The sequence below is a fragment of the Methylobacterium oryzae genome (genome assembly GCF_021398735.1).
Classification (GTDB): domain Bacteria; phylum Pseudomonadota; class Alphaproteobacteria; order Rhizobiales; family Beijerinckiaceae; genus Methylobacterium.
On sequence record NZ_CP090349.1, the window covers coordinates 4,021,248 to 4,046,651 of the forward strand.

At 73.5% G+C, this 25,404-nt stretch carries 26 protein-coding genes and 1 pseudogene; 16 read left to right on the forward strand and 11 right to left on the reverse strand.

Annotated elements, in window-relative coordinates:
• Window positions 1-48 precede the first annotated feature (48 nt).
• Together LXM90_RS19150 and LXM90_RS19155 are read right to left on the reverse strand one after the other, a co-directional pair.
• On the reverse strand, window positions 49-972 hold the full coding sequence (locus LXM90_RS19150; protein ID WP_020093700.1) for a metallophosphoesterase family protein: 924 nt from the start codon (window positions 970-972) through the stop codon (window positions 49-51).
• Window positions 973-1,033: 61 nt separating this feature from the next.
• Window positions 1,034-1,549: pseudogene (locus tag LXM90_RS19155) on the reverse strand (VIT family protein); the annotation flags it as partial.
• A gap of 271 nt (window positions 1,550-1,820) precedes the next feature.
• Here LXM90_RS19155 and LXM90_RS19160 point away from each other — a divergent pair.
• From LXM90_RS19160 to lpxK, 3 genes are read left to right on the forward strand one after another with little or no spacing between them, the layout of a single operon-like run.
• Complete coding sequence (locus LXM90_RS19160) at window positions 1,821-2,606, forward strand: lysophospholipid acyltransferase family protein (RefSeq protein WP_026605013.1); 786 nt, start codon at window positions 1,821-1,823, stop codon at window positions 2,604-2,606.
• Window positions 2,603-3,934 (forward strand): 3-deoxy-D-manno-octulosonic acid transferase, encoded by a 1,332-nt coding sequence (locus LXM90_RS19165; RefSeq protein WP_026605012.1) that lies wholly within the window; start codon window positions 2,603-2,605, stop codon window positions 3,932-3,934. The genes LXM90_RS19160 and LXM90_RS19165 overlap by 4 nt, the downstream gene beginning before the upstream one ends.
• Window positions 3,934-4,914 carry a tetraacyldisaccharide 4'-kinase gene (gene lpxK, locus LXM90_RS19170; RefSeq protein WP_020093696.1) on the forward strand — a complete coding sequence of 327 codons (981 nt, stop codon included), beginning with the start codon at window positions 3,934-3,936 and terminating at the stop codon, window positions 4,912-4,914. Before LXM90_RS19165 ends, lpxK begins: the two co-directional genes overlap by 1 nt.
• 3 nt (window positions 4,915-4,917) lie before the next feature.
• On the opposite strand, the gene LXM90_RS19175 is transcribed toward lpxK, so the two are convergent.
• Window positions 4,918-5,136 carry a DUF2093 domain-containing protein gene (locus LXM90_RS19175; RefSeq protein ID WP_020093695.1) on the reverse strand — a complete coding sequence of 73 codons (219 nt, stop codon included), beginning with the start codon at window positions 5,134-5,136 and terminating at the stop codon, window positions 4,918-4,920.
• 62 nt (window positions 5,137-5,198) lie between these two features.
• Complete coding sequence (locus LXM90_RS19180; RefSeq protein WP_020093694.1) at window positions 5,199-6,185, reverse strand: bifunctional riboflavin kinase/FAD synthetase; 987 nt, start codon at window positions 6,183-6,185, stop codon at window positions 5,199-5,201.
• A 276-nt stretch (window positions 6,186-6,461) separates the two neighbouring features.
• On the opposite strand from LXM90_RS19180, the gene LXM90_RS19185 reads away from it, so the two are divergent.
• The 6 genes from LXM90_RS19185 to LXM90_RS19210 all read left to right on the forward strand — a co-directional run bounded on the left by LXM90_RS19185 (window position 6,462) and on the right by LXM90_RS19210 (window position 10,588).
• Window positions 6,462-6,845: a response regulator gene (locus LXM90_RS19185; protein ID WP_012317888.1), complete on the forward strand. Its 384-nt coding sequence runs from the start codon at window positions 6,462-6,464 to the stop codon at window positions 6,843-6,845.
• A gap of 110 nt (window positions 6,846-6,955) precedes the next feature.
• On the forward strand, window positions 6,956-7,489 hold the full coding sequence (locus LXM90_RS19190) for a protein phosphatase CheZ (protein WP_020093693.1): 534 nt from the start codon (window positions 6,956-6,958) through the stop codon (window positions 7,487-7,489).
• A gap of 133 nt (window positions 7,490-7,622) precedes the next feature.
• On the forward strand, window positions 7,623-8,411 hold the full coding sequence (locus LXM90_RS19195) for a creatininase family protein (protein WP_020093692.1): 789 nt from the start codon (window positions 7,623-7,625) through the stop codon (window positions 8,409-8,411).
• Between the two features lie 70 nt (window positions 8,412-8,481).
• Window positions 8,482-9,231: a DUF1223 domain-containing protein gene (locus LXM90_RS19200; protein WP_020093691.1), complete on the forward strand. Its 750-nt coding sequence runs from the start codon at window positions 8,482-8,484 to the stop codon at window positions 9,229-9,231.
• Between the two features lie 110 nt (window positions 9,232-9,341).
• Window positions 9,342-9,899 carry a sigma-70 family RNA polymerase sigma factor gene (locus LXM90_RS19205; RefSeq protein WP_020093690.1) on the forward strand — a complete coding sequence of 186 codons (558 nt, stop codon included), beginning with the start codon at window positions 9,342-9,344 and terminating at the stop codon, window positions 9,897-9,899.
• A complete protein-coding gene (locus tag LXM90_RS19210) occupies window positions 9,899-10,588 on the forward strand; it encodes an NrsF family protein (protein ID WP_020093689.1) in 690 nt (229 codons plus the stop codon). Before LXM90_RS19205 ends, LXM90_RS19210 begins: the two co-directional genes overlap by 1 nt.
• Window positions 10,589-10,651: 63 nt before the next feature.
• Here LXM90_RS19210 and LXM90_RS19215 read toward each other — a convergent pair whose 3' ends face one another.
• Window positions 10,652-11,143, reverse strand: coding sequence for a YcgN family cysteine cluster protein (locus tag LXM90_RS19215; protein WP_020093688.1), 492 nt, complete (start codon window positions 11,141-11,143; stop codon window positions 10,652-10,654).
• 312 nt (window positions 11,144-11,455) lie between these two features.
• Between LXM90_RS19215 and LXM90_RS19220 the strand changes: the two genes are divergently transcribed.
• The 4 genes from LXM90_RS19220 to LXM90_RS19235 all read left to right on the forward strand — a co-directional run bounded on the left by LXM90_RS19220 (window position 11,456) and on the right by LXM90_RS19235 (window position 16,166).
• On the forward strand, window positions 11,456-13,753 hold the full coding sequence (locus LXM90_RS19220; protein ID WP_020093687.1) for a transglycosylase domain-containing protein: 2,298 nt from the start codon (window positions 11,456-11,458) through the stop codon (window positions 13,751-13,753).
• Window positions 13,754-13,757: 4 nt separating this feature from the next.
• Window positions 13,758-14,441: a DUF1214 domain-containing protein gene (locus LXM90_RS19225; RefSeq protein ID WP_020093686.1), complete on the forward strand. Its 684-nt coding sequence runs from the start codon at window positions 13,758-13,760 to the stop codon at window positions 14,439-14,441.
• The gene (locus tag LXM90_RS19230; RefSeq protein ID WP_020093685.1) at window positions 14,429-15,103 is read left to right on the forward strand and encodes a hypothetical protein; all 675 of its coding nucleotides are present in this window, start codon (window positions 14,429-14,431) and stop codon (window positions 15,101-15,103) included. Before LXM90_RS19225 ends, LXM90_RS19230 begins: the two co-directional genes overlap by 13 nt.
• 97 nt (window positions 15,104-15,200) lie before the next feature.
• Entirely contained in the window at window positions 15,201-16,166 is a 966-nt protein-coding gene (locus LXM90_RS19235; protein ID WP_020093684.1) for a PLP-dependent cysteine synthase family protein, read from the forward strand.
• Between the two features lie 67 nt (window positions 16,167-16,233).
• On the opposite strand, the gene LXM90_RS19240 is transcribed toward LXM90_RS19235, so the two are convergent.
• Together LXM90_RS19240 and LXM90_RS19245 are read right to left on the reverse strand one after the other, a co-directional pair.
• Window positions 16,234-17,061 carry a hypothetical protein gene (locus LXM90_RS19240; protein ID WP_020093683.1) on the reverse strand — a complete coding sequence of 276 codons (828 nt, stop codon included), beginning with the start codon at window positions 17,059-17,061 and terminating at the stop codon, window positions 16,234-16,236.
• A 53-nt stretch (window positions 17,062-17,114) separates the two neighbouring features.
• Window positions 17,115-17,327 (reverse strand): hypothetical protein, encoded by a 213-nt coding sequence (locus LXM90_RS19245; RefSeq protein ID WP_020093682.1) that lies wholly within the window; start codon window positions 17,325-17,327, stop codon window positions 17,115-17,117.
• Window positions 17,328-17,763: 436 nt separating this feature from the next.
• On the opposite strand from LXM90_RS19245, the gene LXM90_RS19250 reads away from it, so the two are divergent.
• Window positions 17,764-18,057, forward strand: a complete 294-nt coding sequence (locus LXM90_RS19250; protein ID WP_020093681.1) for a hypothetical protein — start codon at window positions 17,764-17,766, stop codon at window positions 18,055-18,057.
• Window positions 18,058-18,103: 46 nt separating this feature from the next.
• On the forward strand, window positions 18,104-19,060 hold the full coding sequence (gene gshB, locus LXM90_RS19255) for a glutathione synthase (RefSeq protein WP_020093680.1): 957 nt from the start codon (window positions 18,104-18,106) through the stop codon (window positions 19,058-19,060).
• Between the two features lie 10 nt (window positions 19,061-19,070).
• Here gshB and LXM90_RS19260 read toward each other — a convergent pair whose 3' ends face one another.
• Complete coding sequence (locus LXM90_RS19260) at window positions 19,071-20,606, reverse strand: cation:proton antiporter (protein WP_020093679.1); 1,536 nt, start codon at window positions 20,604-20,606, stop codon at window positions 19,071-19,073.
• A gap of 57 nt (window positions 20,607-20,663) precedes the next feature.
• Window positions 20,664-22,109, reverse strand: a complete 1,446-nt coding sequence (locus LXM90_RS19265) for a carbohydrate porin (RefSeq protein WP_020093678.1) — start codon at window positions 22,107-22,109, stop codon at window positions 20,664-20,666.
• 122 nt (window positions 22,110-22,231) lie between these two features.
• On the opposite strand from LXM90_RS19265, the gene LXM90_RS19270 reads away from it, so the two are divergent.
• The gene (locus LXM90_RS19270) at window positions 22,232-23,830 is read left to right on the forward strand and encodes a gamma-glutamyltransferase family protein (RefSeq protein ID WP_020093677.1); all 1,599 of its coding nucleotides are present in this window, start codon (window positions 22,232-22,234) and stop codon (window positions 23,828-23,830) included.
• Window positions 23,831-23,986: 156 nt separating this feature from the next.
• On the opposite strand, the gene LXM90_RS19275 is transcribed toward LXM90_RS19270, so the two are convergent.
• Both LXM90_RS19275 and LXM90_RS19280 read right to left on the reverse strand, forming a co-directional pair.
• Complete coding sequence (locus tag LXM90_RS19275) at window positions 23,987-24,844, reverse strand: class I SAM-dependent methyltransferase (RefSeq protein ID WP_020093676.1); 858 nt, start codon at window positions 24,842-24,844, stop codon at window positions 23,987-23,989.
• Between the two features lie 11 nt (window positions 24,845-24,855).
• Window positions 24,856-25,365, reverse strand: coding sequence for an OsmC family protein (locus LXM90_RS19280; protein ID WP_020093675.1), 510 nt, complete (start codon window positions 25,363-25,365; stop codon window positions 24,856-24,858).
• Between the last annotated feature and the right edge of the window lie 39 nt (window positions 25,366-25,404).

Below are 25,404 nucleotides of genomic sequence, written 5' to 3' on the forward strand. Positions count from 1 at the left end.
ATCATTGGGCCGGCGCCGCCGTCACGACGGCCGTGCCGGCTCACGCCCTCAGGCTCCGCCCGGCGCGCCGAGGTCGAGCGTGCCGAGATCGCCCACGGTGCCCGACGCGTCGAGGCCCCGCCGACGGGCCGTGACCGAGAACCCCTGGTCCGCCCGGCCGATCTCGAACAGCAGGTAGGAGGCCCGGCGCGACGCGATCGCGCCATGACCGTCCGCGCGCGCCGAGGCGGAGGGAGCTCCGATGACCGGGACGGTCCGCCCGTCCGGCCCCGCGATCCGGGCGGTGCTGGTGACGTGATTGTGACCGTGCAGGATCAGGTCCGCGCCGGCTCGCCCGATCATCGCGGTGAACGCCGCCGCGTCCTTGAGCTCGCGCCCCGGTGAGGCGCCGCCGGGCTGCGGCGGATGGTGGATCATCACCACACGGAACGGCCGACCGGGCTCGGTGGCCAGGGCGCGGAGCAGGGTCTCGGCCGCGGCGAGCTGCGCCGCGCCGAGGCGGCCGGTCGCCACGAAGGGCTTCGTCGGGATCGCGCTGGACAGGCCGACCAGGGCCAGCGGGCCGCGGCGCCGCAGGTACGGGAAGTGGCCCCAGGAGCCCGAATCGTCCCCCGTGTATCGGCCGCAGGCGGCGAGCAGGCCTTCCAGGGAGCCGCGGACATAGGCGTCGTGGTTGCCCGGCACGAAGCTCACCGCTTCGGGGGATCCGAGGGCTTCCAGGAAGGTGCGGGCGGTCTCCCACTCGCTGGGCAGGCCGATGTTGCACAGGTCGCCCGTGCAGGCGACGTGCGCGGCCTCCTGCGCCTTCAGATCGGTGACCAGGGCCTCCAGCACGGTCATATCGTGGCTGCGCGAGCGCCCCCGCCGCCAGTTGGCGTAGCCGGTGGCGCGCTTGCCGAGGAGCTGGCGGAGGCGCACCGGCCCGAGGGGCCCGACATGCGGATCGCTGAGATGGGCGAGGCGGAAGGTCAACGCCGGTGGTCACCCTCGACACGGGGAAAGGCGCCCCGCATCGCGGGCGCGGCGCGTCCCGTCAAGCGCTTCCGATCAGCATCCCGACCACCAGCACCAGCGCGCCGCCGAGCATGATCTGCAGGGCCGCGCGCCAGAACGGCGTCGCCATGAAGCGCGTGCGGATCGCCGCGATGACCGCGAGTTCCACGATCACCACCAGAACCGCGAGGCTCGTGGCCAGGACGAACGGGTTCGGCCAGCCGGCCGGCAGCGTGTCGGGGATCGCGTAGGGCAGCGTGTGGCCGAGGCCGCCCAGCGTGGTCATCGCCCCGCAGACTAGGCCGCGCAGCCACGGATCGCCGCGGCCGGTGACGGCGCCGTCGTCCGACAGGGCCTCGGTGAACCCCATGCTGATGCCGGCCCCGACCGAGGCCGCGAGCCCCACCAGGAAGGTCGCGCCGTTGTGACCGGTGGCGAAGGCCGCCGCGAAGATCGGCGCGAGGGTCGAGACCGAGCCGTCGATCAGGCCGGCGAGGCCGGGCTGCACGTAGCGCAGCACGAAGGCGCGGCGCGCCTCGGCGTGCAGGTCGGCGGCGCTGTCGAGGGCGGCGGCCATGCGAATCTCCTTCTTTGGATCCATTCCAATCTATAGTCTGGAATTGATCTAAACAAGGCCCGCTGCCGTGTTTTCGCCGCGCCGCGGGAGCATCCGCGGCGTCGGAACGCCCGCCGATCCCGGCGGCCTAACCGTGTGGTTGTGGACGAGGCCGATTGTCTCGTCTCCGGAGCGGGAGCTAGACCATGCGCGGTCGAATTCGATCCGGACCTGATCGGGCGGCGGCACGCCGGCCCGCCCCAAGCGTGACATGAGCCTCGGTAAGCGTCTCCTCCGTAAGCCCCCTGTGCAGCGCCTCCTCGGCCGTCTCGCGGCGGCCTATCTGCGGCTCGTGCGCCTCACCAATCGCTTCGAGATCCACGCGGGCGAGGCGTCCGCGGGCGCGGCGGACGGGTGGATCGACGCGCGCACGCCGCTGATCCTCGGCATGTGGCACGGCCAGCACATCATGATGCCGCTCCTGCGCCGACCGGGCGACCGCGTGGCGACGATCATCTCGCGGAACCCGGACGGGAACATCAACACCATCGCGCTGGAGCGCTTCGGCGTCCGCGTGATGCGCGCCTCCGGCGCCCGCGGCCGCGGCCGCGCCACCGATCAGCGCGCCAAGGGCGGCGCGGAGGGCTTGCGGGCGATGCTGCGGGCGCTGAAGGCCGGCGAATCCGTGGCCTTCAGCGCCGACGTGCCGAAGGTTTCCCGCCGGTGCGATGCCGGAATTCTCACCCTCGCGCGCTTCTCCGGCCGGCCGATCGTCCCGGCGGCCGTGGTGACGAGCCGGCACCTGCGCTTCAATTCGTGGGACCGGGCCTGCCTCGGGCTGCCCTTCGGCCGCGGCGCGATCGTGCTGGGCGACCCGATCTACGTCCCGCGGGACTGCGAGGGCGAGGCATTCGAGACGCTCCGCCGCTTCGTCGAGGCCGAGATGAACCGGGTCCACGCCCGTGCCTACGCGCTCGTCGGGCGCTCCGACCGGGCGGCGCTCTACCGCGACCAGGTCCCCGAGATCGGCCAGGCGCCGGTGGGAGACCTCGCGTGAGGCGCCCCTCCGTGACCCTGCCGCTACAGGCCTACCGAGCCGGCCTGCGCATCGGCGAGCCGGCGCTGACGGGCCTGCTCGCGTGGCGCGCGCAGCGCGGCAAGGAGGATCCGCGCCGGCTCCCGGAGCGGCGGGGCCTGCCGGGCCGGGCCCGGCCGGTCGGGCCGCTCGCCTGGATGCACGGCGCCAGCGTCGGCGAAGCCCTGTCGCTGATCGGGCTCGTCGAGGGCATGATCGCCCGCGGCTTCTCGGTCCTCGTCACCACCGGCACGCGCGCGGCCGCCGAGCTGGTCGGCGTCCGGCTGCCTCCGGGCGCGGTGCATCAGTACATGCCCCTGGACGCGCCGCGCTGGGTCGGACGGTTCCTCGCCCACTGGCAGCCGGACCTCGCGGTGATCGCCGAGTCGGAGATCTGGCCGAACACGATCCTGGCGCTCGACGAGCGCGAGATCCCGCTGATCCTGGTCAACGGGCGCATGTCGGAGCGCTCGTTCCGGGGCTGGGAGCGCTGCCCGCGCACCGCGAAGGCGCTCCTGGCGCGGATCGCGATCTGCCTCACGCAGACCCAGGAGGACGGCGAGCGCTTCGCCAAGCTCGGCGCGCCGCGGGTGAGCATCGCCGGCAACCTGAAATTCGACGCCTCGGTGCCGCCGGCCGACGCGCAGCAGCTCGCCTATCTGGGATCCATGGTGGCCGGCCGGCCGGTCTGGGTCGCGGCAAGCACGCATTCCGGCGAGGAGGCCATGGTCGCCTACGCGCACGCGATGCTCAAGGCGCAGTTCCCCCAGCTCCTGACCATCATCGCCCCGCGTCACCCGGCCCGGGGGGGCGAGGCCGTCGCCTGCGCGAACGCCGTCGGCCTGCGCAGCGCGCTGCGGTCCACCGGCGGGCGGCCCCATCCCTCGACCGAGGTCTACGTCGCCGACACGATCGGCGAGCTGGGCTTGTTCTACCGCCTCAGCCCCCTGGTGTTCCTCGGCGGCTCCCTGGTTCCGCGGGGCGGCCAGAACCCGATCGAGCCACTGCGGCTCGACTCGGCGGTGCTTCACGGGCCGCACACCGAGAATTTCGGCGTGATCTACCACGCCCTCGACCGCGCCGGCGGCGCCATGCCGGTGCGCGACGGCGTCGAGCTGGCGGCGGTCGCCGCCGAGCTCCTCGGCGACCGGGAGCGCCTCGCCGACATGGCCCGCGCCGGGCAGCGTGCCCTGGAGCCGTTCGAGGGGGCGGTGGCGCGCACGCTCGCGGTCCTCGACCCGTTCGTGGCGCAGATGAAGCTCCAGCGCCTCGATCGCGGCAGCCCCGCGCGCCCGCTCGCGCGGGCCTGATGCGACCGCCGGCCTTCTGGGCCGCGGGGCCGGATCATCCGGCCGCGCGCGTCCTGGCGCCGGTCGGCGCGGCCTACGGGGCGCTCGTGGCGCGGCGGATGGATCGCCCCGGCGCGCGGGCCGGCTGTCCGGTCCTGTGCCTGGGCAACTTCACCCTCGGCGGTGCCGGCAAGACGCCGGCCGCCCTGGCGGTCGCGGGCCTCGTCGCCGAACTCGGCGCCGCGCCGGCCTTCCTGTCGCGCGGCTACGGCGGCCGGCTCGCGGGTCCGGTGCGGGTCGATCCCGCGCACCACGCCGCCGCCGATGTCGGCGACGAGCCGCTGCTCCTCGCCCGCCTCGCGCCCGCGATCGTCGCCCGCGACCGCCCGGCCGGGGCCGCCCTGTGCCGGAGCCTCGGCGCCGACGTCGTCGTGATGGATGACGGCTTGCAGAACCCGAGCCTCGCGAAGGACCTCAGCCTCGCGGTGGTCGACGGTCCCGCCGGTCTCGGCAACGGCTTGCCGTTCCCGGCGGGGCCGCTGCGCGCGCCGCTCGCCCGGCAATGGCCGCATGTCGGCGGCCTGATCGTGATCGGCGACGGGGCCGGGGGCGCCGCGGTCGCCCGGGCGGCCGCGCGGCGCGGCCTGCCGGTCCACAGGGCGCGCCTCGTCCCGGAGACGGACGATCTGGCCGGCCGCCGTTGCCTCGCCTTCGCGGGGATCGGCCGCCCGGAGAAGTTCTTCGCGACCCTGGCCGAGGCGGGGGCGGTGATCGTCGGGACGCGCCCCTACCCCGACCATCATCCTTACCGGGCGCGCGAGCTGGCGGCGCTTTCCGAGGCGGCCCGGCGCCTCGACGCCGCGCTCGTCACCACCGAGAAGGACGCGGTACGCCTGCCGCCGGCTTTCGCGGCAGGCGTGCGGGTGCTGCGCGTCCGCCTCGCGCTCGACGACGCGGCCGCCCTGCGCCGGCAGATCCGCGGCGCGCTCGGCGCGCCGTGACCGTCAGGGGCGGCCGGTTTCCTTGAGCCGCCTGAGGATCGCCTCGGGGGAGACGTAGGCCTCCTGGCGGGCGGCGCTCCAGTAGCGCAGGGCGTCCAGCGGGATCGGCTCGCCGGTCACCGCGCAGCGCACGAAGCTGCCGGGCTTGACCACCCGCATGGTGCCGTCGCCGTACTCGACGACCGCCTCGCCGTTGTTCGCGCGCTCGTAACGACCCAGCACGTCCGCCTCCTGCTCGATGGTGCCTTCTACACGATCCGCGCGCGCCGCGATGCCCGCGGGGCTCAGGTCAGCATCGACGGGGTCTCATCCCGCGCCAGCATGGTCCGGGCCGCGGCCGCGTCGACATGCATCCGCTCGACCAGCGCCTCGGCGCTGGCGAACCGCTCCTCGCCGCGGATGTACCCGACGAACTCCACGGCGATGTCCTGCCCGTAGAGATCGCCGGAGAAGTCGAACAGGTAGGTCTCCAGCAACGGTGCGCCGTCGTCGAAGGTCGGGCGGCGGCCGTAGCTCGCCACGCCGTCGCGGAACGCGCCCGAGGCCAGGCGGACCCGCACCGCGTAGATGCCGTGCGCGAGCCCGCAATCGGGCAGCATCACGTTGGCGGTGGGGAAACCCAGCTGGCGGCCGCGCTTGTCGCCGTGGCGGACCGCGCCGAGGACGAACCAGCGGTAGCCGAGCAGCGCGTTGGCGCGGGCGACGTCGCCGGCCGCGAGGGCCGCGCGGATCGCGCTGGAGGAGACCGGCTCGGTCTCGCCGCCGAGGGCGACCGGCGCCACGATGCGGCAGCTCATCCCCGCCTCCCGGCAGAGGTCGGCCAGGATCGCGGGCGTGCCCTCGCGGCCGCGGCCGAAGTGGAAATCGTGTCCGACGACCACGCCGGACAGGCCCAGCGACCGCTTCAGGAAGTCGAGCACGAAGGCGCGGGCGCCGGTCTCCGCCAGAGCCCCGTCGAAGCGGCGCACGATCAGCCCGTCGAGGCCGAGATGCGCGAACACGATCTCCTTGGCGGCGAGGCCGGTCAGCCGGAACATCGGCGCGTCCGGCGTGAAGTAGGCCCGCGGGTGCGGCTCGAAGGTCAGGATCGCGGACGGCCGGCCGGCCGCGCGGGCGGCGGCGCGCACGCTGTCGACGAGCATCCGGTGCCCGAGATGGACGCCGTCGAAGTTGCCGATCGCCGCCACGGCCCCGGCCAGGGCCGGCGGGACGGGGGCGTCGGCGCGGCAGATCGTGAAGGGTCGCGCGGCCGTGTCGTCGCCTGTGGCCATCGGTTCGGGTCGAGTGCTCGGAAGGGTCGGATAGGGTCGCCTGACATGTCCGCGAGGGGCCCGACGCGGCCGGACCCTGCCGAAAGGCGCCCGGAGGGTCAAGCGAGGCGACGCCGCGCGGGCGGCCATGCGCCGCCCGCGCCGATTAACGGCTTCGCAATGCGCATGCCCTATTTGAAATGCTGTGCAGCGCAGCTAAATTGCAGCGTTAGCGAAGCGTTAATCTATCCGGGAGCCGCCGCGGCTTCCCGCCGGGCAATACGGAGCAGTTGTTCGATGGCTCTCGACCTGAGCATGCCGATCCTCGTTGTCGACGATTACCAGACGATGGTCCGCATTATTCGCAATCTACTGAAGCAGCTCGGCTTCGAGGAGGTCGACGACGCTTCCGACGGGACCGAGGCGCTCGCACGACTGAAAGGTCGCAAGTACGGGCTGGTTATCTCCGACTGGAACATGGAGCCGATGACCGGCTACGAGCTGCTGCGTCACGTGCGCGCCGACGAAAATCTTCGGACGACGCCGTTCATCATGGTGACGGCCGAATCGAAGACCGAGAACGTGATCGCGGCCAAGAAGGCCGGCGTGAACAACTACATCGTCAAGCCCTTCAACGCGGCCACGCTGAAGTCGAAGATCGAGGCGGTCTGCGGCAGCTGACCGGCCTCCCGTCTTCGACCACCGCGCGTCCGGACGGATCGCTCCCGCGCCGCCGGACGCCGAGTCGTGGCGCGGCCGGCGAGGACGGCCACAGATCCGAGGAGGAGAGCATGTCGTCAGCCGCCGCACGGCAGACCGATCTGCGGCTTCGCGAGCCGCAGACCGTGATCTCCGAGCTGATCGAGATCGCGGATTACATCGCCCATCTCCGCGAGGAGATCGGGGCGCTGCGCGCGAACGAGATGAGTCGCGACCGGATCCCCATGGCGCACGAGGAGCTCGGCAGCGTCGTGGAGGCGACCGCCGGCGCCACCAACACCATCATGGAGGCCGCCGAGGCGATGCTCGGCCTGCCCGACGGGCCGGGCTACCGCGACGCGGTCGAGGAGCGCATCAACACGATCTTCGAGGCCTGCGCGTTCCAGGACATCACCGGCCAGCGGATCGCCAAGGTGGTCGAATCGCTGCGCCTGTTCGAGCAGCGCCTCGCCCGCTTCGTCGGCGCCGTGAAGGCCCGCGACGCGGCCTCCATGGATCCCGCCGAGCGTGCCCGGCGGACCCGGGCCGAGGACCTCATGCTGAACGGCCCGCAGGCCGTGGACGCCACGCCTTCCCAGGACGACATCGACGCGCTGTTCGCCTGACGCGATCCGGGCCGGCGCGGGACCGGTTGCCTGAGGAAGGATCGCCGGCGCGACGGTCGACTCGGCGCCGGCCTGCCGGCTAGATCGCCTTCCGGACCCGCCGCATGCGGGGCGGGCGGAGGCCGCGGCAGAGATGACGGCGCAGTTCTGGTCCGAGCTGACCACCGAAGACTTCACCCAACGGGACATAGGTCGCGCGATCGCCGTCCTGCCGGTGGCCGCCGTCGAGCAGCACGGTCCCCACCTCCCCCTCGCGACCGACACCGTGATCGCCGAGGGCTACCTCGCCCGGGTGCGCGACGGCGTGCCGGCGGATCTCGACGTGCTGCTGCTGCCGGTCCAGCCGGTGGGCAAGTCCGACGAGCACGACGCGTTTCCCGGCACGCTCTCCCTGGAGACCGGAACGGCGCTGTCCGCCTGGACGGGCATCGGCGCGGCCGTCCACCGCGCCGGCTGCCGCAAGCTGGTGATCGTCACGAGCCACGGCGGCAACAGCGCGCTCATCGATCTCGTGGCGGGTGAGCTGCGCGCCCGGTTCGGCATGGTCGCGGTCACGACATCCTGGGCGCGGCTCGGCTATCCCGAGGGTCTGTTCCCGGCGGACGAGATCGCCCACGGCATCCACGCCGGCGGCATCGAGACGGCGCTGATGCTGGCCCTGCGGCCGGACCTCGTCCGGACGGACCGGGTCGCGGATTTCCCGCCGCGCACGCTGTCGATGATCCGCGACTTCACCCACCTGCGCGCCGGCCGCCCCGCCGCCTTCGCGTGGAAGGCCGGCGATCTCCAGGCTTCGGGCGCCATGGGCGACGCGCGGCTCGGCACGGCCGAGGCGGGCCGCGCGGCGCTCGACCACGGCGCCCGGGCCTTCGTCGCCCTGCTGCGCGACGTCGACGCCTTCGAGCTCGCGCCGCCGGTGTAACCGCCGCCGCGCCGCCGCCGAAGGAGCCGGTACGCCGGGTCCGAACCGCCGGCGTGCGGGAGTTCCGGCCATGCGCCCTGCCCTCTTGATCGCCGCCGCCCTGCTGTGCGGCAGCCTCTACCCGGCCGACGCGGCGGAGCGCCCCGTCGTCGTCGAGCTGTTCACCTCGCAGAGCTGCTCCTCCTGCCCGCCCGCGGAGGCGCTGATCGGCCGCCTCGCCCGCGAGCCGGCGGGGGCGCAGGGCGATGTCCTGCCGCTCGCGTTCCACGTCACCTACTGGAACCATCTCGACTGGCGCGATCGCTACGCCCTGCCGGCCGCCGCCGCCCGCCAGGAGGCCTACGCGGCCCGTCTCGGCGGACCCACCTACACGCCGCAGGCGGTGATCGACGGGCAGGTCGGGCTGGTCGGCTCCGACGAGGCCGGCCTGCGCGCCGCGATCGCGCGCGCCCGGCAGGCCGGGCCCGGCATTCCCGTGACGCTGGCCCGCGACGGCGAGCAGGTCGTCGCGCAGATCGGTGCCGGGGCCGGCGGCGCCGCGGGCCGCGTCCTCCTGATCGGGTACGATCCGAGCCACACCACCCGCGTGCTGCGCGGCGAGAATGCCGGGCGCACCATCGAGCAGGCCAACATCGTCCGGTCGGTGCGCGACCTCGGGCGCTGGTCCGGCTCCGCCGCGACCTTCGCGTCGGCGCGTCCCGAGGGCGAGACGGCGGCCCTGCTGCTCCAGTCCGAGGACGGGCGGATCCTGGGCGCCGCGCGCCTCGCCGCGTCTCCCGCAACGTCGCACGCCGCGACGGTCCGGGAGGCCGTGCGATGATCTTCGCCGTCCCGGGCGGGATGCCCGCGCGCGGCTGGGTGCTGGCGTCGGGATCGGACCGTGGGGTAGACACGCCGCGTGCCGGGGGACGGAACGACGGCGGAGCCCGGATGGCGCTCGAACAGGAACTGGCGACCCTGATGGCGGCGGCCCAGGGCGGCGACGCGGCCGCCTATCGCGCGCTGCTGAAGGCCTGTCTGCCCGTGGTCTCGGCGATCGCGCGGGCGCAGGGCGTGCGCGGCGAGGCGGTGGACGACGTCGTGCAGGACGCGCTGATGACCGTCCACCGGGCTCGGGCGAGCTACGATCCGGCCCGGCCGTTCCTGCCCTGGCTGCGCGCCATCACCCAGCGGCGGGCGATCGACCGGCTGCGCCGCGCCGGGCGGCGCCCGCGGGAGGTCAACGACCCGCTGGCCTACGAGGCGGAGGTCGATCCGGGGCCGGCCCCCGGCCACGGGCTGGAGGCGCGGGACCGGGCCGCCGCCCTGGCCAGGGCGGTGGCGGCCCTGCCCGACGGCCAGCGGCAGGCGGTCGAGCACCTGGGCCTGCGCGAGCTGTCGCTCGACGAGACCGCCGCCCTCACCGGCCGCAGCAAGGGGGCCCTCAAGGTGAACCTGCACCGGGCGCTGAAGGCGCTCCGGGCCAGCCTGACGCAGGAGCGGGAGTGATGCCCGGAGAGGGGAGCAACTGGGCCGGCGGCGACCTGTCCCGCCACGAGCGGCTGGTCGAGGAACTCGCGGTCGGGCTCGAACCCGTGCGGCCGCTGCCGGCCCCGGAGGCCCGCGCGGCCCTCTGGCTCGGCGTGACGCTTCTGATCGGCGTGGTCCTCGCCGCCTGGGTCGGGACCGGCGGCTTCATGCTGCGCATGCATGTGCCGGATCTGGCCCTCGCGGCGGTGGGCGCCGTACTGACGGCGATCACGGCCGCCTACGCGGCCTTCGCCACCAGCGTGCCGGGACGGTCCGGCCGCTGGGCGCTGCTGCCGCTGCCGCCCCTCGCCCTCTGGGTCGGGGCGAGCGGCCTGGGCTGCCTGCGCGACTGGATCGCGCCGGGGGCCGACCTGCCCGGCGAGCACGCGATCACGGGCTGCTTCAGCTTCCTGATCTGCGTCTCGGTGCCGCTGTCCCTGCTGATCGTCGTGATGCTGCGGCGCGCCTGCCCGCTGCGGCCGAACCTCACGGCCGCCCTCGGGGGGCTGGCGGTGGCGGCGGCGGCGGCGGCGCTGCTGATGCCGGTCCACCCGCACGACGCCACCGCCACGGACCTGCTGTTCCACGCGGCGGCGGTCGCCCTCGTGATCGCGGCGAACGGATTGGCCGGAGGCCGGCTGCTCGGCCGGCACGCCGGGGCCGGCTAGGGCGTACCGACCGAGGCTCGCGAACTCGGCCGATCGCTCGAGGGGACGTCCGGTGCGGTCGCTTCACACCGCGCCGGGATCGAGGCCCGGCCAAGCCACGATCCGGTCCGGCAACTCGTCCTCCGAGAATTCCTCCTCGTTGCCGGCGAGCCGGCCGCGGACCGAGATGCCCGCCTCGTGCACGCTCGCGGCCCGGCCGGAGACCAGGGGGTGCCACGGGTAGAGCGGCTGCCCGTCGCGCACGAGCCGGTACGCGCAGGTCGGCGGCAGCCAGGCGATCGACCGCACCGCCTCCGGCGTCAGGCGCACGCAGTCGGGCACCCGCTTCTGCCGCCGCGCGTAGTCGCGGCACCGGCAGGTGAGGCCGTCGAGCAGGGTGCACCCGATATCGGTGTGATGGACCTCGCCGGTATCCTCGTCCTCGAGCTTCATCAGGCAGCACCGGCCGCAGCCGTCGCACAGGCTCTCCCACTCGGACGGGGTCATGGCTTCGAGCGTCTTGGTCCGCCAGAACGGCTCGACCGCCCCGCGGCGCGGCGCCTCGGGCTTGGGCATCGGGAAAGTCTCTCGGATGGGAAGCCGCCTCTCTGCCCGAGGCGCAGCACCGCTGCAAGCGTGGCAGCCGAGTGTCGCCGACGGCCGCCCTGCGATTGCCATGCGACCGGATCGCCCCGTCGTGCGTTACGGCCAAGCTCGTCCGCGGCGAATCACGAGACTGCGCAGAGCCTCGCCGCCGGTTCCGGATCCTGCTATGGACGTCGGATGCCGTGCGGTGGCGCCGGCAGGGTTCGTGTCCGCGGCGCGGGCGCCCGACCATCCGCCGCCAGGTTCCGCCGCAGAGGCGCTCGACAAGCCGGGTTCGACATCGTGCGCCTGCCGACGTTCACCGAGATCAAGGTCCGCCTCGAACGCGCCGCCCTCGCCTTCGACGCCTGGGTCAACGCGAGCCTGTACGACGGCGGCCAGTCCACGGGTCAGGCCTACGAGCGCTTCCAGCGCGTCATGAGCCGCTTCGCGGTGCGCGGCTGGAAGCGCGTCGCCCTCGACCTGACGAGCGAGGGAGTGACGATCGGGACCGGCGGCGCCATCCTGATGCTCGCGCTGGCGCAGCCCGCCTTCCAGCTCACCAGCGAGAACTGGCTGAAGCAGCAGGATCTGGCCGTCACCTTCCTCGACCGCTACGGCACCGAGGTCGGGCGGCGCGGGATCAAGCACGACGACTCGCTGAAGCTCGACGACTTTCCCGACATCATGATCAAGGCGCTGGTCTCCACCGAGGACCGGCGCTTCTACGAGCACTGGGGCATCGACCCGATCGGCACGCTGCGGGCGCTGGTGAACAATTCCCGCGGCGGCAGCGGGACGCAGGGCGGGTCCTCGATCACCCAGCAGCTCGCCAAGAACCTGTTCCTGACGAACGAGCGCTCGCTGGAGCGGAAGGTCAACGAGGCCTTCCTGGCCCTGTGGCTCGAGAGCCATCTCACCAAGAACGAGATCCTGAAGCTCTACCTCGACCGCGCCTACATGGGCGGCGGCACCTTCGGCGCGGTGGCGGCGGCGGACTACTATTTCGGCAAGCCGCTCAAGGACATCAGCCTCGCGGAGGCCGCCATGCTGGCGGGCCTGTTCAAGGCGCCGACCAAGTACGCCCCGCACGTCAACCTGCCGGCGGCCCGCGCCCGGGCGGCGGACGTGTTGCACAACATGGTGGAGGCGGGCTTCGTCACCGAGGGCCAGATCCAGACGGCGCTCCGAAACCCGGCGACGCCGGTGACCCGCACCCGCGACATCACCGCCGACTACTACCTCGACTGGGCCTTCGGCGAGATCAAGGCGATGGCCGACGCGGGCAAGCTGCGCAACGACCGCGTGCTGACCGTGAAGACGCCGCTGGACCTCGCGATCCAGAAGCGGGCCGACGAGGCGGTGGCCGACATCCTGCGCAAATCCGGCGACGCCTACGACGTGGACGAGGCCGCCATGGTGATCCTCGATCCCGACGGGGCGCTGCGCGCCATGGTGGGCGGCGCGGATTACGGCGAGAGCCAGTTCAACCGCGCCACCGACGCGCTGCGCCAGCCCGGCTCCTCGTTCAAGCCCTACGTCTACTCGGCCGCGCTCGCCTCCGGGCTGTTCAAGCCCGACACGACGGTGGTCGACAGCCCCGTCTGCATCGGCAACTGGTGCCCGCAGAATTACGGCCGCTCCTATGCCGGCCGGGTTCCGATGTGGCTCGCGGTGGCGAAGTCGATCAACACGATCCCGATCAAGATCTCCATCGCCCTCGGCAAGGCGATGGGCATCAGCCATGAGGCCAAGGCCGCCAAGGCGGGCCGCGCGAAGATCACGGAACTCGCCCACAAGATGGGCATCACCTCGAACCTGATCGACACGGTCTCGATGCCGATCGGCTCGGACGAGGTGACGGTCATCGACCAGGCGGCGGGCTACGCGGTGTTCGCCAACGGCGGCTTCCGCGCCAAGCCCTACGCGGCCATCGAGGTGAAGAACTCGTCCGGCGAGGTGATCTACCGCCACGCCGACGAGGCGCCCGAGCGGGTTCTCTCGCCCCAGGTCGTGGCGGACATGAACTTCATGCTCAACAAGGTGGTCGAGGAGGGCACCGGCAAGCGGGCCCAGCTCGAGGGCGTGAAGGTGGCGGGCAAGTCCGGCACGACGAACGCCTACCGGGACGCGTGGTTCGTCGGCTACACCGGCAATTACGTCGGCGCCGTCTGGTTCGGCAACGACGACCACACCTCGACCAACAAGCTCACCGGCGGCTCCCTCCCGGCCCAGCTCTGGCACGACGTCATGGAGCCGGCCCACCAGGGCATCGAGATCAAGGGCCTGCCCGGCCTGAAGGAGAGCCCGCGCGCCGCCCAGCAGCAGGCCTCCGGCGGCCCGACCGCGCCGACCGATCCCAATGCCAGCGCCTACGGCAAGCTCTCGCGCCGCTCCTTCGAGGTGATCAGCGGCCTGAACGGCCTGTTCCGCACCGTCGAGCGCGCGCCCGGCTCGGCCGCGGACGCGCCTGCCGGCGCCGGAAGCGCGCCGAGGACCGGCCGGAAGCCCGGCGACCGGGCGGCGGCGCCGCCGTCGGGTCAGCTGCGCGAGGTCGCCGAGGGCGCCCGCCCGGTCGGCGGCTTCACCGAGGTGCGGTGAGCGCATGAAGCTCACGATCCCCGAGGCGCTCGGTCGGACCTCCGTGTTCGCCGGCGCCCCACGCAACGGCGCTGCGCGCTTCGTCCTGCGCCTCTGGCGCAAGAGCTCGATCGCCGGCCTCGCCGCCTACACCCTGGCGCTGGGCGCCGTCCTGGGACTCGCCAGCGCCGACTGGGCCACGAGCGGCGGCTACCCGTTCGGCGGCGTGCAGGTCGGAGCCTGGACCGCGTGGCCGCGGGCCGGCGCGGCGAATGCCGATCCCTACACCCGCGCCGTCAACGCGCGCCGCGGCGAGATCCCCCTGGCGGTCGGTGAGGGCCTGCTTCTGACCGCGGCGGTCGATGATTCCGGTCAGGCGCTCGACGCGACCTGCACGTACCGGATCGGCGGCGCGACGCCGCCCGCCCGCGCCTGGACCGTCACGGTCGCCGGGCGCGGCGCGCGCGAACCCGGCCGCGCGCCGCTGCGCGAGGGCTTCACCTCCACGGAAGTGCTGCGCACGGCCGACGGGCGCTTCACGATCACGCTCGCGCCGGATGTCCAGCCGGGCAACTGGCTCCCGAGCCCGCGGGCGAGCGGGCCGGTCCGCCTCGCCCTGCGCCTGTACGATACGCCGGTCGCCGCCAGCGTCGGGTCCCTCGACCGAAGTGCCGTGCCGGCCATCACCCGCGTGGGGTGCGCCCCGTGAGCCTGCGCTTCGTCTACGCCACGCTGATCGGCCTCGTGCTCGCCGGGATCGTCCACATCGCGGCGGTCCTGGCGATCCCCGCCCTGTCGGAGGCCGACGCGGTCTCGCGCGCCCGCACCAGCGAGAACTTGGACCATCCGCAATCGATCTACGCGGTCGCGACCGGCGACGACCCCTCCCCGCCCGAGGCGTGGCTGCCGATCCCGGATCCGGCGGTCGCCGTGGGCGTCTGCGCCTACAACCTCGCGGACGGGCCCATGCGCGTCTCGGCCCGCACTGGTCCGCTGTCGCTCTCGCTCGCCGCGCATGCCCGCCGCGGGGCGTTCTACGCGGTGACCGATCAGGCCGCGGTCCGCGGGGCTCTGGATCTCGTGATCCTGACCCGGGCGCAGTACGACGAGGCGCTGGCCGACGACGATGAGAACGATCCGAGCCGCGACGTGCGCATCGTCGCGCCCGACGCGCGCGGCTTCGTGGTGGTGCGGGTGATCGCCGGTCTCCCGAGCCAGAGGCCCGCCGCCAACGCCGCCGTCCAGGCCGTCTCCTGCACCACCGACACGCCGACGGACGATGCGTCCGCGGGCAAGGACACGCCCGGCAAGGACACGCCCGGCAAGGACGCGTCGGGCAAGGATGCGTCGGGCAAGGGAGCGGGACGCTGAGCGAGGACGCCGCACGGGTCCGCGGCGCCGGTCGACCGGTGCCGAGCCCCCGCGGCCCCGCGTTCTCCCGGATGACGGCGCCGGCCCCGCCGACGCGATGACTGCAGCCGCCGCGACGATGCCGTCCTCGGCCGCCGGGATCACGCGATCCGCCCTCGATCTGATCGGTAACACGCCGCGCGTCGCCCTCGACCGCGTCCATCCCGGTCCGGGCCGCATCCTCGCGAAGGCCGAGTTCATGCAGCCCGGCGGCAGCGTCAAGGACCGCGCCGCCCGCGCCATCCTGCTGTCCGCGCGCGCGGACGGCCGCCTCGCCGCGGGGGCGCCCGTGGTGGAGATGACCAGCGGCAACATGGGGGCCGGCCTCGCGGTGGCCTGCGCGGCCCTGGGGCACCCGCTCGTGGTCACGATGTCGGCCGGGAACAGTCTCCAGCGCGTGCGGATGCTCGAGGCGCTCGGTGCCGAGGTCGTGCGGGTGCCGCAGGTGGACGGCGTCCCGGGGCAGGTCACCGGCGCCGACGTGCGGGCGGCCGCGGATGCGGCGGAGCGCGTCGCGACCGAGCGGGGCGGCTTCTACATCGACCAGTTCCATGCGCCGGAGGGCGTGCGCGCGCATCGCGACACGACCGGACCGGAGATCTGGGCGCAATCGTCCGGCCGGGTCGATGCCTGGGTGGCGGCCGTGGGCACGGGCGCGACCTTCCTCGGCGTGGCCGCGGCCCTGCGCGCGCGCAACCCGTCCCTGATCTGCGCCGCGGTCGAGCCGGCGGGCTGTCAGCCCCTCGGCGGATTGCCGGTCACGAAGCACCGGCACCTGATCCAGGGCACCGGCTATGGCAGCGTCCCGCCGCACTGGACGGCCGGCCTGATGGACCTGTCCATCCCGGTGACCGACGCGGCGACCGAGGAGTGGCGGCGGGCCCTGGCGACGCGGGAGGGCCTGCACGTCGGCTACTCGGCGGCGGCCAACGTCGCGGCGACGGTCGCGCTGCTGTCGTCCGGGCGCCTCCCCAGCGACGCGACCGCCGTGACCGTCCTCTGCGACACCGGACTGAAGTACTAGGGCCGGCGGAGTCCGGCCTCCGGCCATCCGCGCGGCACGACCCTCATCCTCGGGCGGCCTCGAGCGCTCAGTATTTGACCACCAGCGGTTCCGCCTGCGCGACCGGTGGGGGCGGCAGCGGAAGCGGCCCGAGGCCGCACCGGGCCGCGGCGTCCGGCGGCAGGAGCGGGTCGAGCAGGTTGCGGCGCGCGGCCAGCATCAGGATGGACCGCTCGGCCGAGACCGATTCCGGCACCGGCGCGGCCGCGAACAGGTGCTCCAGCGCGAACCGGTAGCGGGCGAGCCGCAGGCCGGCCTCGAAGCGCACCCAGGCGATCAGGCAGCGGTTCTCGGCGACCCGCTGGACGGCATCCCGCACGGCGGCGTCGTCGAGGGTCTTGGCGAAGGGCAGGCTGCGCAGGCGAGCGGCATCCGCGTCGATGACGCGGGCGGCCAGCGCTACGAAGAGCGGGATCAGCCGCGCGTCGGCGGTCACGTCGTCGCTGAGCTTCCGGTAGCGGGAGACTGGGGAGCGGGACGGCTCCTCCGTCAGGGCCTCGTAATAGGCGCCGACTTCCTCGTAGCGCCACGTCGGCGGGAGCGCGTGGGCGCTGGCGAGGCCGAACACCGTGTCCTGGAAGGCCGTGAAGTTGCTGGCCGGCGCGACGAACCGCCACGCGCGGTCGCGCAGGGTCAGTTCGTCGTCGGTGAGGCCGGAATCGAGCAGGACGCGCCCGCGATCCCGGGTGCTGAAGCTGCCCGTCGTGTCGATGAGCCCGTTCCAGACCCCCGTGCGCGGCCGGCCGAAATCGCCGCTCTGGGTGCAGGCCGCGAGCAGGGCGAGCGCGGCGCCGGCGGGGGCGAGGCGCAGCGCGGTGCGCGCGCGGTCGGGCTGCCGGCGATCCGGGGCTGACATGGGAGAACCGTCGGTGGTGTCGCGCGGCCGGGGGGACATGCGCGGGGACGTCCTCAGGACGCGAGGCGCTCGTAGCGCACGCCGAGGAACAGGAGGATCTCGCCGCGCCGCTCGCCGGAGCGCGGGATCCGGCAGGTCCGCCGCACCTCCGCGCCCGGGAACGGGATCAGGGTGGCGGACGGGGCCTGCGCGGCTCTGCGCGCCGGATCGGCGACGGGCTTCGACGAACGGGCTTCGCCGGTCTCCAGCGGCTTGATGACGGTCATGGTCTCCGGCTCCTGTCGGCGGTCCGAGCATCTGGCCCGGGCCCTTCGGAGGGCGTCGGCAAGGGCTACCGAAACAATCCAGCACGACGTGGTTAACGGAGTCTTTCCGGGCCCCCGCCGGGAATCTCGGTGCTGGCAGGAGTTGGCGCGTGAATTGCGTGGGTGTTCGCGCCCATGGCGGGCGTTTCCTCCCTTCGACTTGAGGCCCTGTCCGATCCGGACGGGGCCTTCTTATGTGCGGACGGCCCGCCGGGCGGCGGCGCTGTGCGACCCGCGCGCCACACCGCGGCGAAGCGTGGCCGCGACGTTGCCGCGCGGAACCCGTCGGGACCCTCGGCGCTTGCCTACCGCCCGGCCCGACCGATATGCCGGGCACGGGCGATGGCGGGACCGCCGTGTCGGCTCTCCGCCCGATCGAGATTGAGGACACCGCTGAATGCGACTGGTTCCGGAACGATCCCTGCGCGCCTTCCGCCGCCGCGGCTTGGCTACTGCGGCGCTGGCGCTGTTCGCGCTGACCGCCGGCCCCGCCTACGCCCAGCGGGAGGATCAGGGCCTGCAGCTCGGCTGCGCGAACGACTATTTCCGCCTCTGCGCGGGCGTCGATCCGAACAGCCAGGACGCGGATCGCTGCATGATGCGCAACCGCAAGCGCCTGTCCCCGGAATGCCGGGCGGCGATCGGCGACTACGACAAGCGCACGGGCAGCAAGTCCCTGTCCGACGATTGAGACGGGACCCGGTCGAGTTGCCCGCCGTTGGCGAGAGGCGTTTGGTATGAGCCTGACCGTCGCGGTCCAGATGGACCCGATCCAGAATATCCGGATCGCGGGTGACACCACCTTCGCCCTGCTGCTGGAGGCCCAGCGGCGGGGGCACGCGCTCGTCTACTACACGCCCGACCGGCTCTCGATGCAGGGCCGGCGCGTGACGGCCCGCGTCGAGCGGCTGAGAGTGCAGGACGTCGAGGGCGCGCACTTCACCCTGGCGCCGCCGGAGCGGATCGACCTCGCCGAGGCGGACGTGGTGCTGATGCGCCAGGACCCGCCCTTCGACATGGCCTACATCACGGCCACCCACATGCTCGAGCGGATCCATCCGGAGACCCTTGTGGTCAACGATCCCTTCGAGGTGCGCAACGCGCCCGAGAAGCTGTTCGTCCTCGACTTCCCCGAGCTGATGCCGCCGACGCTGATCAGCCGCGACAAGGCGGAGATCGAGGCCTTCCGGCTGGAGCACGGGACCGTGGCGATGAAGCCGCTGCACGGGCACGGCGGCGCGGCCGTGTTCAAGGTCACCGAGAAGGACCCGAATTTCGGCTCGATGTTCGACCTGTTCGCCACGACCTTCCGGGAGGCCTGGGTCGTGCAGCGCTACCTCGACCGGGTCACCGAGGGCGACAAGCGCATCATCCTGGTCGACGGCGTCCCGATGGGGGCGGTCAACCGCGTCCCGGCCGCGAACGACATCCGCTCCAACATGGTCCGCGGTGGCGCCGCCTCCGCCTCCGAGCTCACCGACCGCGAGCGCGAGATCTGCGCCACGATCGGCCCGGAACTGGCGCGGCGGGGCCTGATCCTGGTGGGCATCGACGTGATCGACGGGCACCTCACCGAGATCAACGTCACCTCCCCCACCGGCATCCGGGCGATCCAGCGACTCGGGGGCCCCGACCTGTCGGTCGCGGTCTGGGACGCGATCGAGGCCCGGATCGCGGCGCGCAAGGGCGTCTGACGGGGCGCGCTCAGGTCTCCGCGCGCGGGGTCGCGCTGAGCTCGGCCCAATCGAATTCCTCCTCCAGCAGGTAGTAGGCGTCGTCGCCGATCCGCCCCTGGCGGCGCAGGGCGAGCACCGCGTCGCGGGCGGCCTCGACGGCGCGCCGCCGCGCGGCATCCGCCGGCAGGCTCTCCGGCGCCAAGCCCTCGTCGTGCGCCTCGGCCTCCGCGAGGGCCGCGCGGAACTCGGCGCGCAGGGCGTCGGTCGCCGGCTCGTTCTCGGCGTCGGCGAGGCTCTCAAGGGCGGCCTCGTAGGCCGCCGCGCGGGCCCGACCGGTCTCCCGGCCCACCGGATCATCGTCCTCCAGCCGCAGACGGGCGAGCAGCGGCCGCAGGGTCAGGCCCTGGATAATCAGGGTGCCGAGCACCGTGACGAAGGCGGTCACCACCACGAGATCCCGGTGCGGGAACTCGGCAGGCAGCGCCAGGGCGGCCGCCACGGTGACGATCCCGCGCATGCCAGCCCACGACAGGGCGATCCCCGGGCCCAGCCGCGCCGGGGCGCCGGCCTGCCGGAGGCCGAACCCGCGGATCCCTGTGGTCGGCATCACCCAGGCGAGGCGGGTCAGGACCACGGTGGCGAAGGTCGCGCCCGCGAGGATCAGCGCCTGCCACGCGTCCGCGCCGCTCAACCGATCCCGGATCGGGTCGATCTGGATGCCGATCAGCACGAAGGCCAGGACGTTGAGCACGAACACCGCCGTGTCCCAGACCGCGTAGGAGATCACCCGGGCGCGGGGCGCGGTGACGCCGGGTGCCCGGCGGGCGACCGTCACCGCGAAGGTCACGATGGTCAGGACCCCCGACAGCTCCAGCCGCTCCGCGGCGAGCCAGATCCCGAAGGCGGCGACGAACTGGAGCACGATCGCGCTCGCCGGATCGGTCACGCGCCGGGTCACGGCCACGAACAGCAGGCCGAGGCAGGGGCCGACGACGAGGCTCGCGACCACACCCAGGAGGAAGGCCGGCGCCACCTCCGCCGGGTGGAAGGTGCCGGCCATCGCGGCCGTCACGCCGAGCCTGTAGATCAGCAGCGAGGCCGCGTCGTTGAGCAGGCTCTCGCCGCGCAGGATCGTGGCGAGCCGGTGCGGCATCGGCGCGTGCTTGAGCACCGCCAGCGCCGCCACGGCGTCGGGCGGCGCGACCACGGCGCCGAGCACGATGCAGGCGGAGAGCGGCATGTCCGGCACGACGAGCCGCGCCACGACCGCGACCGCGACGGTCGTCACCGCCACGGCCCCGACCGCGAGCCCGAGCACCGCGCGCCAGTTCTCCTTCAGGTCCCGCACCGAGGCATCGAACCCGGCATCGAGCAGGACCGGGGCCAGGAACAGGGCGAGCGCCAGTTCGGGATCGAGCCGCAGGTTCGGGACGCCGGGCACGAAGGCGAGGCCGACGCCGCCCAGCGCCAGGAAGGCGGGATACGGCGCACCGAGCCGGCGCGCGACGCCGGCCAGGAGGACGGCGCCGAACAGGACGCCGACGACCCACTCGAAAATCAACATGCTGCTGAAAGAGGTGGAGGCCCGGGAGCGTTCCGGGTGCCGCGGTCGCAGGCCGGCTCAGTACTGCACGGTCGCGCGCAGGCCGAGCACCGCCGCGTTGCGCAGCCGGCGCCCGTCCGGACCTGCGACGCCGGCACCGGGCCGGATGACGTACTGCGCGTCGGGCTGCACCGTGAAGCCCGGCACGACCACCGCCTGATAGGTCGCCTCGATCACCGCCTCGGCGCGGCGGCGCGGCATCGGCATCCCGGTGTAGAGGATCGTGTCCCGGTCGGCCCGCTGGGCGTCGTCGCCGATGCGGGCGTAGGCGAAGCTGAGTCCGATCGTGTCGTCGTCGCGCCCCTCGAACAGGCCCTTGTAGGCGAGGCCGGTATCCACGTAGGCGTCGATCAGGCTTGAACGCGTGGGCGACCACGCCGCGCGCACGAAGAAGCCCAGGCCCTCGTCGTCCTTGCCGGATTCCCGGTAGAGGGTCTGGTCGTAGATCGCGTAGAGGCCGGCATTGCCGCGCACCGGCCGTCCGATCCCGGTGGCGTTCGGGTCGGCCAGCGGCACGCCGGTGATGTCGAAGCGCAGGCTGTCGAACCGGCCGAAATGCTGCCAGCCGCCGAGGGTGATGTCCCCGGGCAATCCCCGGGCGCCGGGCGCGATGTTGTACGCGTAGGTGGCCTCGGCGATGACCAGGGCCGGATCGCGCAGGCGGAAATTCGTGCCCGTCCGGTCGAGGCGCTGCGCCTCCGGATCCCGACCGGGGCGGTTCGCGCCGGCCGGATCGCCGTCGTAGAGGCCGACCTGCAGGGAGAAGCCGTTGCCCGGCACGTACTTGGCCCGGATCGCCGGCGCCGCGAGCGGGTAGGCCGGGCCGCCGCTCGGCAGGTCGAGCCCGGTGATGGCCGGCCAGCCGAAGGTCGAGTTCACGAACAGGGTCGCGGTCTGGCTGACGAAGAACTCGGTATCGGCGGCCTGCTGGCCGATCCGGATCCCGAGCTTTCCGTCCATCAGGCTCTGGTCGAGCCAGAGAACGTAGAGCCGCGTCGACGGCAGCGCCTCGATGACACTCGTCGTGAGCAGGTTGCCGACATAGTAGCGCGACAGGCCGGTGCCGTGGATGAAGTAGGTGTTGGCGTGGACCGTCGCGCCCTGCCAGCCCGCGAGCTTGTCGAGGTCAAGGTTGAGGCGCAGGTTGAGGCGGTCCTCGACGATCGCGCCCTGCCGCAGGCCGCCGACCGGGTTGCCGAGCACGTCGAGGATGTAGGTCAGGCTGTACTCGATGCCCCGCTCCTTCAGGACCGGGCGGATCCCCAGCGGATCGCCGAGCGGGCCGAGCGAGGGTTCGACCGAGCGGACGTAGCCGCCGGAGGCTTGGCTGGTGGTCTCCGGCTGGGAGACCGAGACGCGCGGATCGGCGCCCGCGCCCTCGAAGACCGAGGGCACGTGCTGCTGGGCCGCGGCGGGCACGGCCGACAGGGCCAGGGCAAACAGGGCTATGAGCTTCCGGACCATGGGCCGCTTGTCGGCGACAGTGCGGGCCGCAGGATAGCACGGCGTGCTGGTCGAGCACGCTCGACCTTTGCAGGAGCCGCGCGCTCGCCTAACCCTGCGGCCGGTACACCACAGGACCGTCGATGCCCGAGACCCCCGTCTTCACGTCCGCCGCCGTCGCCGCGCCCCACAGCCTCGCCGCCCAGGCGGGGCAGACCGTCCTGGCGCAGGGCGGCAACGCCATCGAGGCGATGGTGGCGATGGCCGCCTCCATCGCGGTGGTCTACCCGCACATGAACGGCATCGGCGGCGACGGCTTCTGGCTGGTGCGCGAGCGCGGCGGGCGGGTGCGCGGCATCGAGGCCTGCGGTCCGGCCGGGCGCCTCGCCACGATCCCGCGCTACCGCGAGAAGGGCTACGACGCGATCCCCGCCCGCGGCCCCGACGCGATGGTGACGGTCGCCGGCGCGGTGGGCGGCTGGCGCCTCGCCCTGGAGCTGGCGCGGGCGCTGGGCGGCCGCCTCCCGCTGGAGACCCTGCTGGCCGACGCGATCGCGCAGGCGCGGGCCGGCGTGCCCGTCTCCCCGTCGGAGGCGCGCTACGTGCCCCAGGAACTCGACACGCTCCACAACGCCCCGAACTTCGCGCGGACGTTCCTGAAGGATGGCAAGCCGTTCCCGGCCGGCGAGACCCGGAGCCTCCCGCTGCTCGCCGCCACCCTGGAGCAGCTCGCCCATGCGGGCCTCGGCGACTTCTACCGTGGCGATATCGGCCGGGAGATCGCCGCCGACCTGGAGCGCCTCGGCGCGCCGGTCACCCGGGCGGATCTGGAATCCTTCGCGGCGGTCGAGCGGGCGCCCCTGTCGATCCGCCGCCGCGACGCGACGCTCTACAACTTCCCGCCGCCGACCCAGGGGCTCGCGGCGCTCCTGATCCTCGGGATCTTCGACCGTCTCAACATCGCCGAGCCCGAGACCACGGCCCATTACCACGGGCTGATCGAGGCGACGAAGCGGGCCTTCGCGATCCGCGACCGGGTGGTCACCGATTTCGCCCGCCTGCGGCACGATCCCGCCACCTTCCTGACCCCGGACCGGCTCGCCCGCGAGGCCGCGCTCGTCGACATGGGCCGCGCCGCCGGGGTGCCCCTGCCCGATCCCGGTCACGGCGACACGGTCTGGATGGGCGCCATCGACAAGGACGGCCGCGCCGTCTCCTACATCCAGTCGGTCTACTGGGAGTACGGCTCCGGCACGGTCCTGCCCGCCACCGGCATCTGCTGGCAGAACCGGGGCATGTCGTTCTCCCTCGACCCGAAGGCCGTGAATCCCCTGGAGCCGGGCCGGCGCCCGTTCCACACGCTGATCCCGGCGCTCGCCGCCTTCGACGACGGGCGGGTGATGAGCTACGGCAGCATGGGCGGCGACGGGCAGCCGCAGTTCCAGGCCCAGATCTTCACCCGCTACGCCGATTACGGGATGTCGGTGGCGGACGCGGTCGACGCGCCGCGCCTGCTCTACGGGCGCACCTGGGGCGCGCCCTCCCTCAGCGTGAAGGTGGAGGATCGGTTCGATCCGGCCTGCATCGCGGCCCTCGGCCGACTCGGCCACGAGATCGAGGAACTCGGCGGCTCCTACATCGACTCGCTCGGCCATGCCGGCATGCTGGTCCGCCATCCCCGGAACGGGCGGATCGAGGCGACCCACGACCCGCGCTCGGACGGCGGCGCGCTGGGTCTCTGATACCGTTTCTGATCGACCCTTCGGCGGCCGTCGCGCCCTTCGTCATCACGCGCGCAGCGCAGTGACCCAGGGCAGCGGGACGCCCCGGATCGTCGCGCGGGCTGGATCGCTTCGCTCCGCTCGCGAAGACGGTGAGAGCGAGCAGCGGCGCGGAACCTATCCCGCCTGGACGAGCCAGCAGGCGGCGCGCAGGCGCACGGCGCCCCCCGCCGCGTGCCGCCGGAGGGCCTCCGCCACGGCTGCCTCGGCGCGCGCCCGGAGATCCGGCGCGGCCTCGCGGACGAGATGGGAGCTCGGCCCGAGGTTCAGGGCGACGTGGGTGGCCGCCGCGACCGCCGCCGCGTCGGTCTCGCCCTGCCCGAGGACGATGTCCCGGTCGAGGGCATCGCAGGTGACGGCGTCGAACCCGGTGCTGCGCAGGAGCGCGACGAGCGGGTCGGCGTCGGCGAAGCGGAACGGACCCGGCGTGTCGGGCTGCGGCGGCGGCGGCACCTCCGGCAGGAGCGGCAGCACCGCGTCACGCGGCACGCCGACCCACAGGTTCTCGGCGAGGGGTCGCCAGCACAGGAAGGTCATCCGGCCGCCCGGCCGAAGCATCCGGCGCACGTTGGCGAAGGCGCGGGCGGAATCCGCGAAGAACATCACGCCGAACCGCGACACGACGTGGTCGAACCGGCCGAGATCGGCCGTCTCGACATCGGCCTCGACGAACCGGAGCGACGCGCTCCCGGGGGCCTCCGCCTCGGCGCGCTCCCGCCCCACGGCGAGGAGCGGCGCCGAGATGTCGGCGCCCGTCACGCTCCCGGCGGGCCCGACCCGGCGCGCGGCCTCCAGGGTCGTGGCGCCCGCGCCGCAGCCGATGTCGAGTACCGTCTCGCCCGGGGCGAGCCCCGCGCGAGCGAAGAGCGCCTCCGTCAGCGGGACGAACATCGCGTCGAGGACGGCCTGATTGCGCGCCCAGCGCGTCCCGACCTCGCCGTTCCAGTACTCGGCCTGGGTGATGCCGCCCGCCATGGTGCGCCCCGTCAGGCCGTCGTCGCGGCGACCGACAGTTCCGGCTTGTGGTTGAGGGTCTGGAACACGACGCAGTAGCGCTCGGTCAGCTTCAGGAGCTGCGCGAGCTTGTCCTCCGGCGCGTCGGTGTCGAGCTCGAAGAACAGGCGGATGTTGCGGAAGCCCACCGGCGCCTCCTTGTCGACCCCGAGGGTGCCGCGGAAATCGAGGTCGCCCTCGGCGCTGACCGTGCCGGCGCGCAGCGGGATCTCCAGGGCGGTCGCCACCGCCTTGAGCGTCACGCCCGCGCAGGCGACCAGCGCCTCCAGCAGCATGTCGCCCGAGCACAGCTCCGCGCCCGAGCCGCCCGTGGCCGGATGCAGCCCGGCCTCCGCGATGGCGCGGCCCGTCTCGACCTTGCAGGCGATCTTGGTGTCGTCCAGCGTGCCCCTGGCCTTCAAGGTGATGACCGCCGCGTCCGGCGCGGTGCGGTACTTGTCCTTGATCGGAGCCTGGAGGGCTCGCAGCGCGGTGGCGTCCATGGCGTCGTCCTCTCGATGATGTCGCCCGACCTCGGGCAG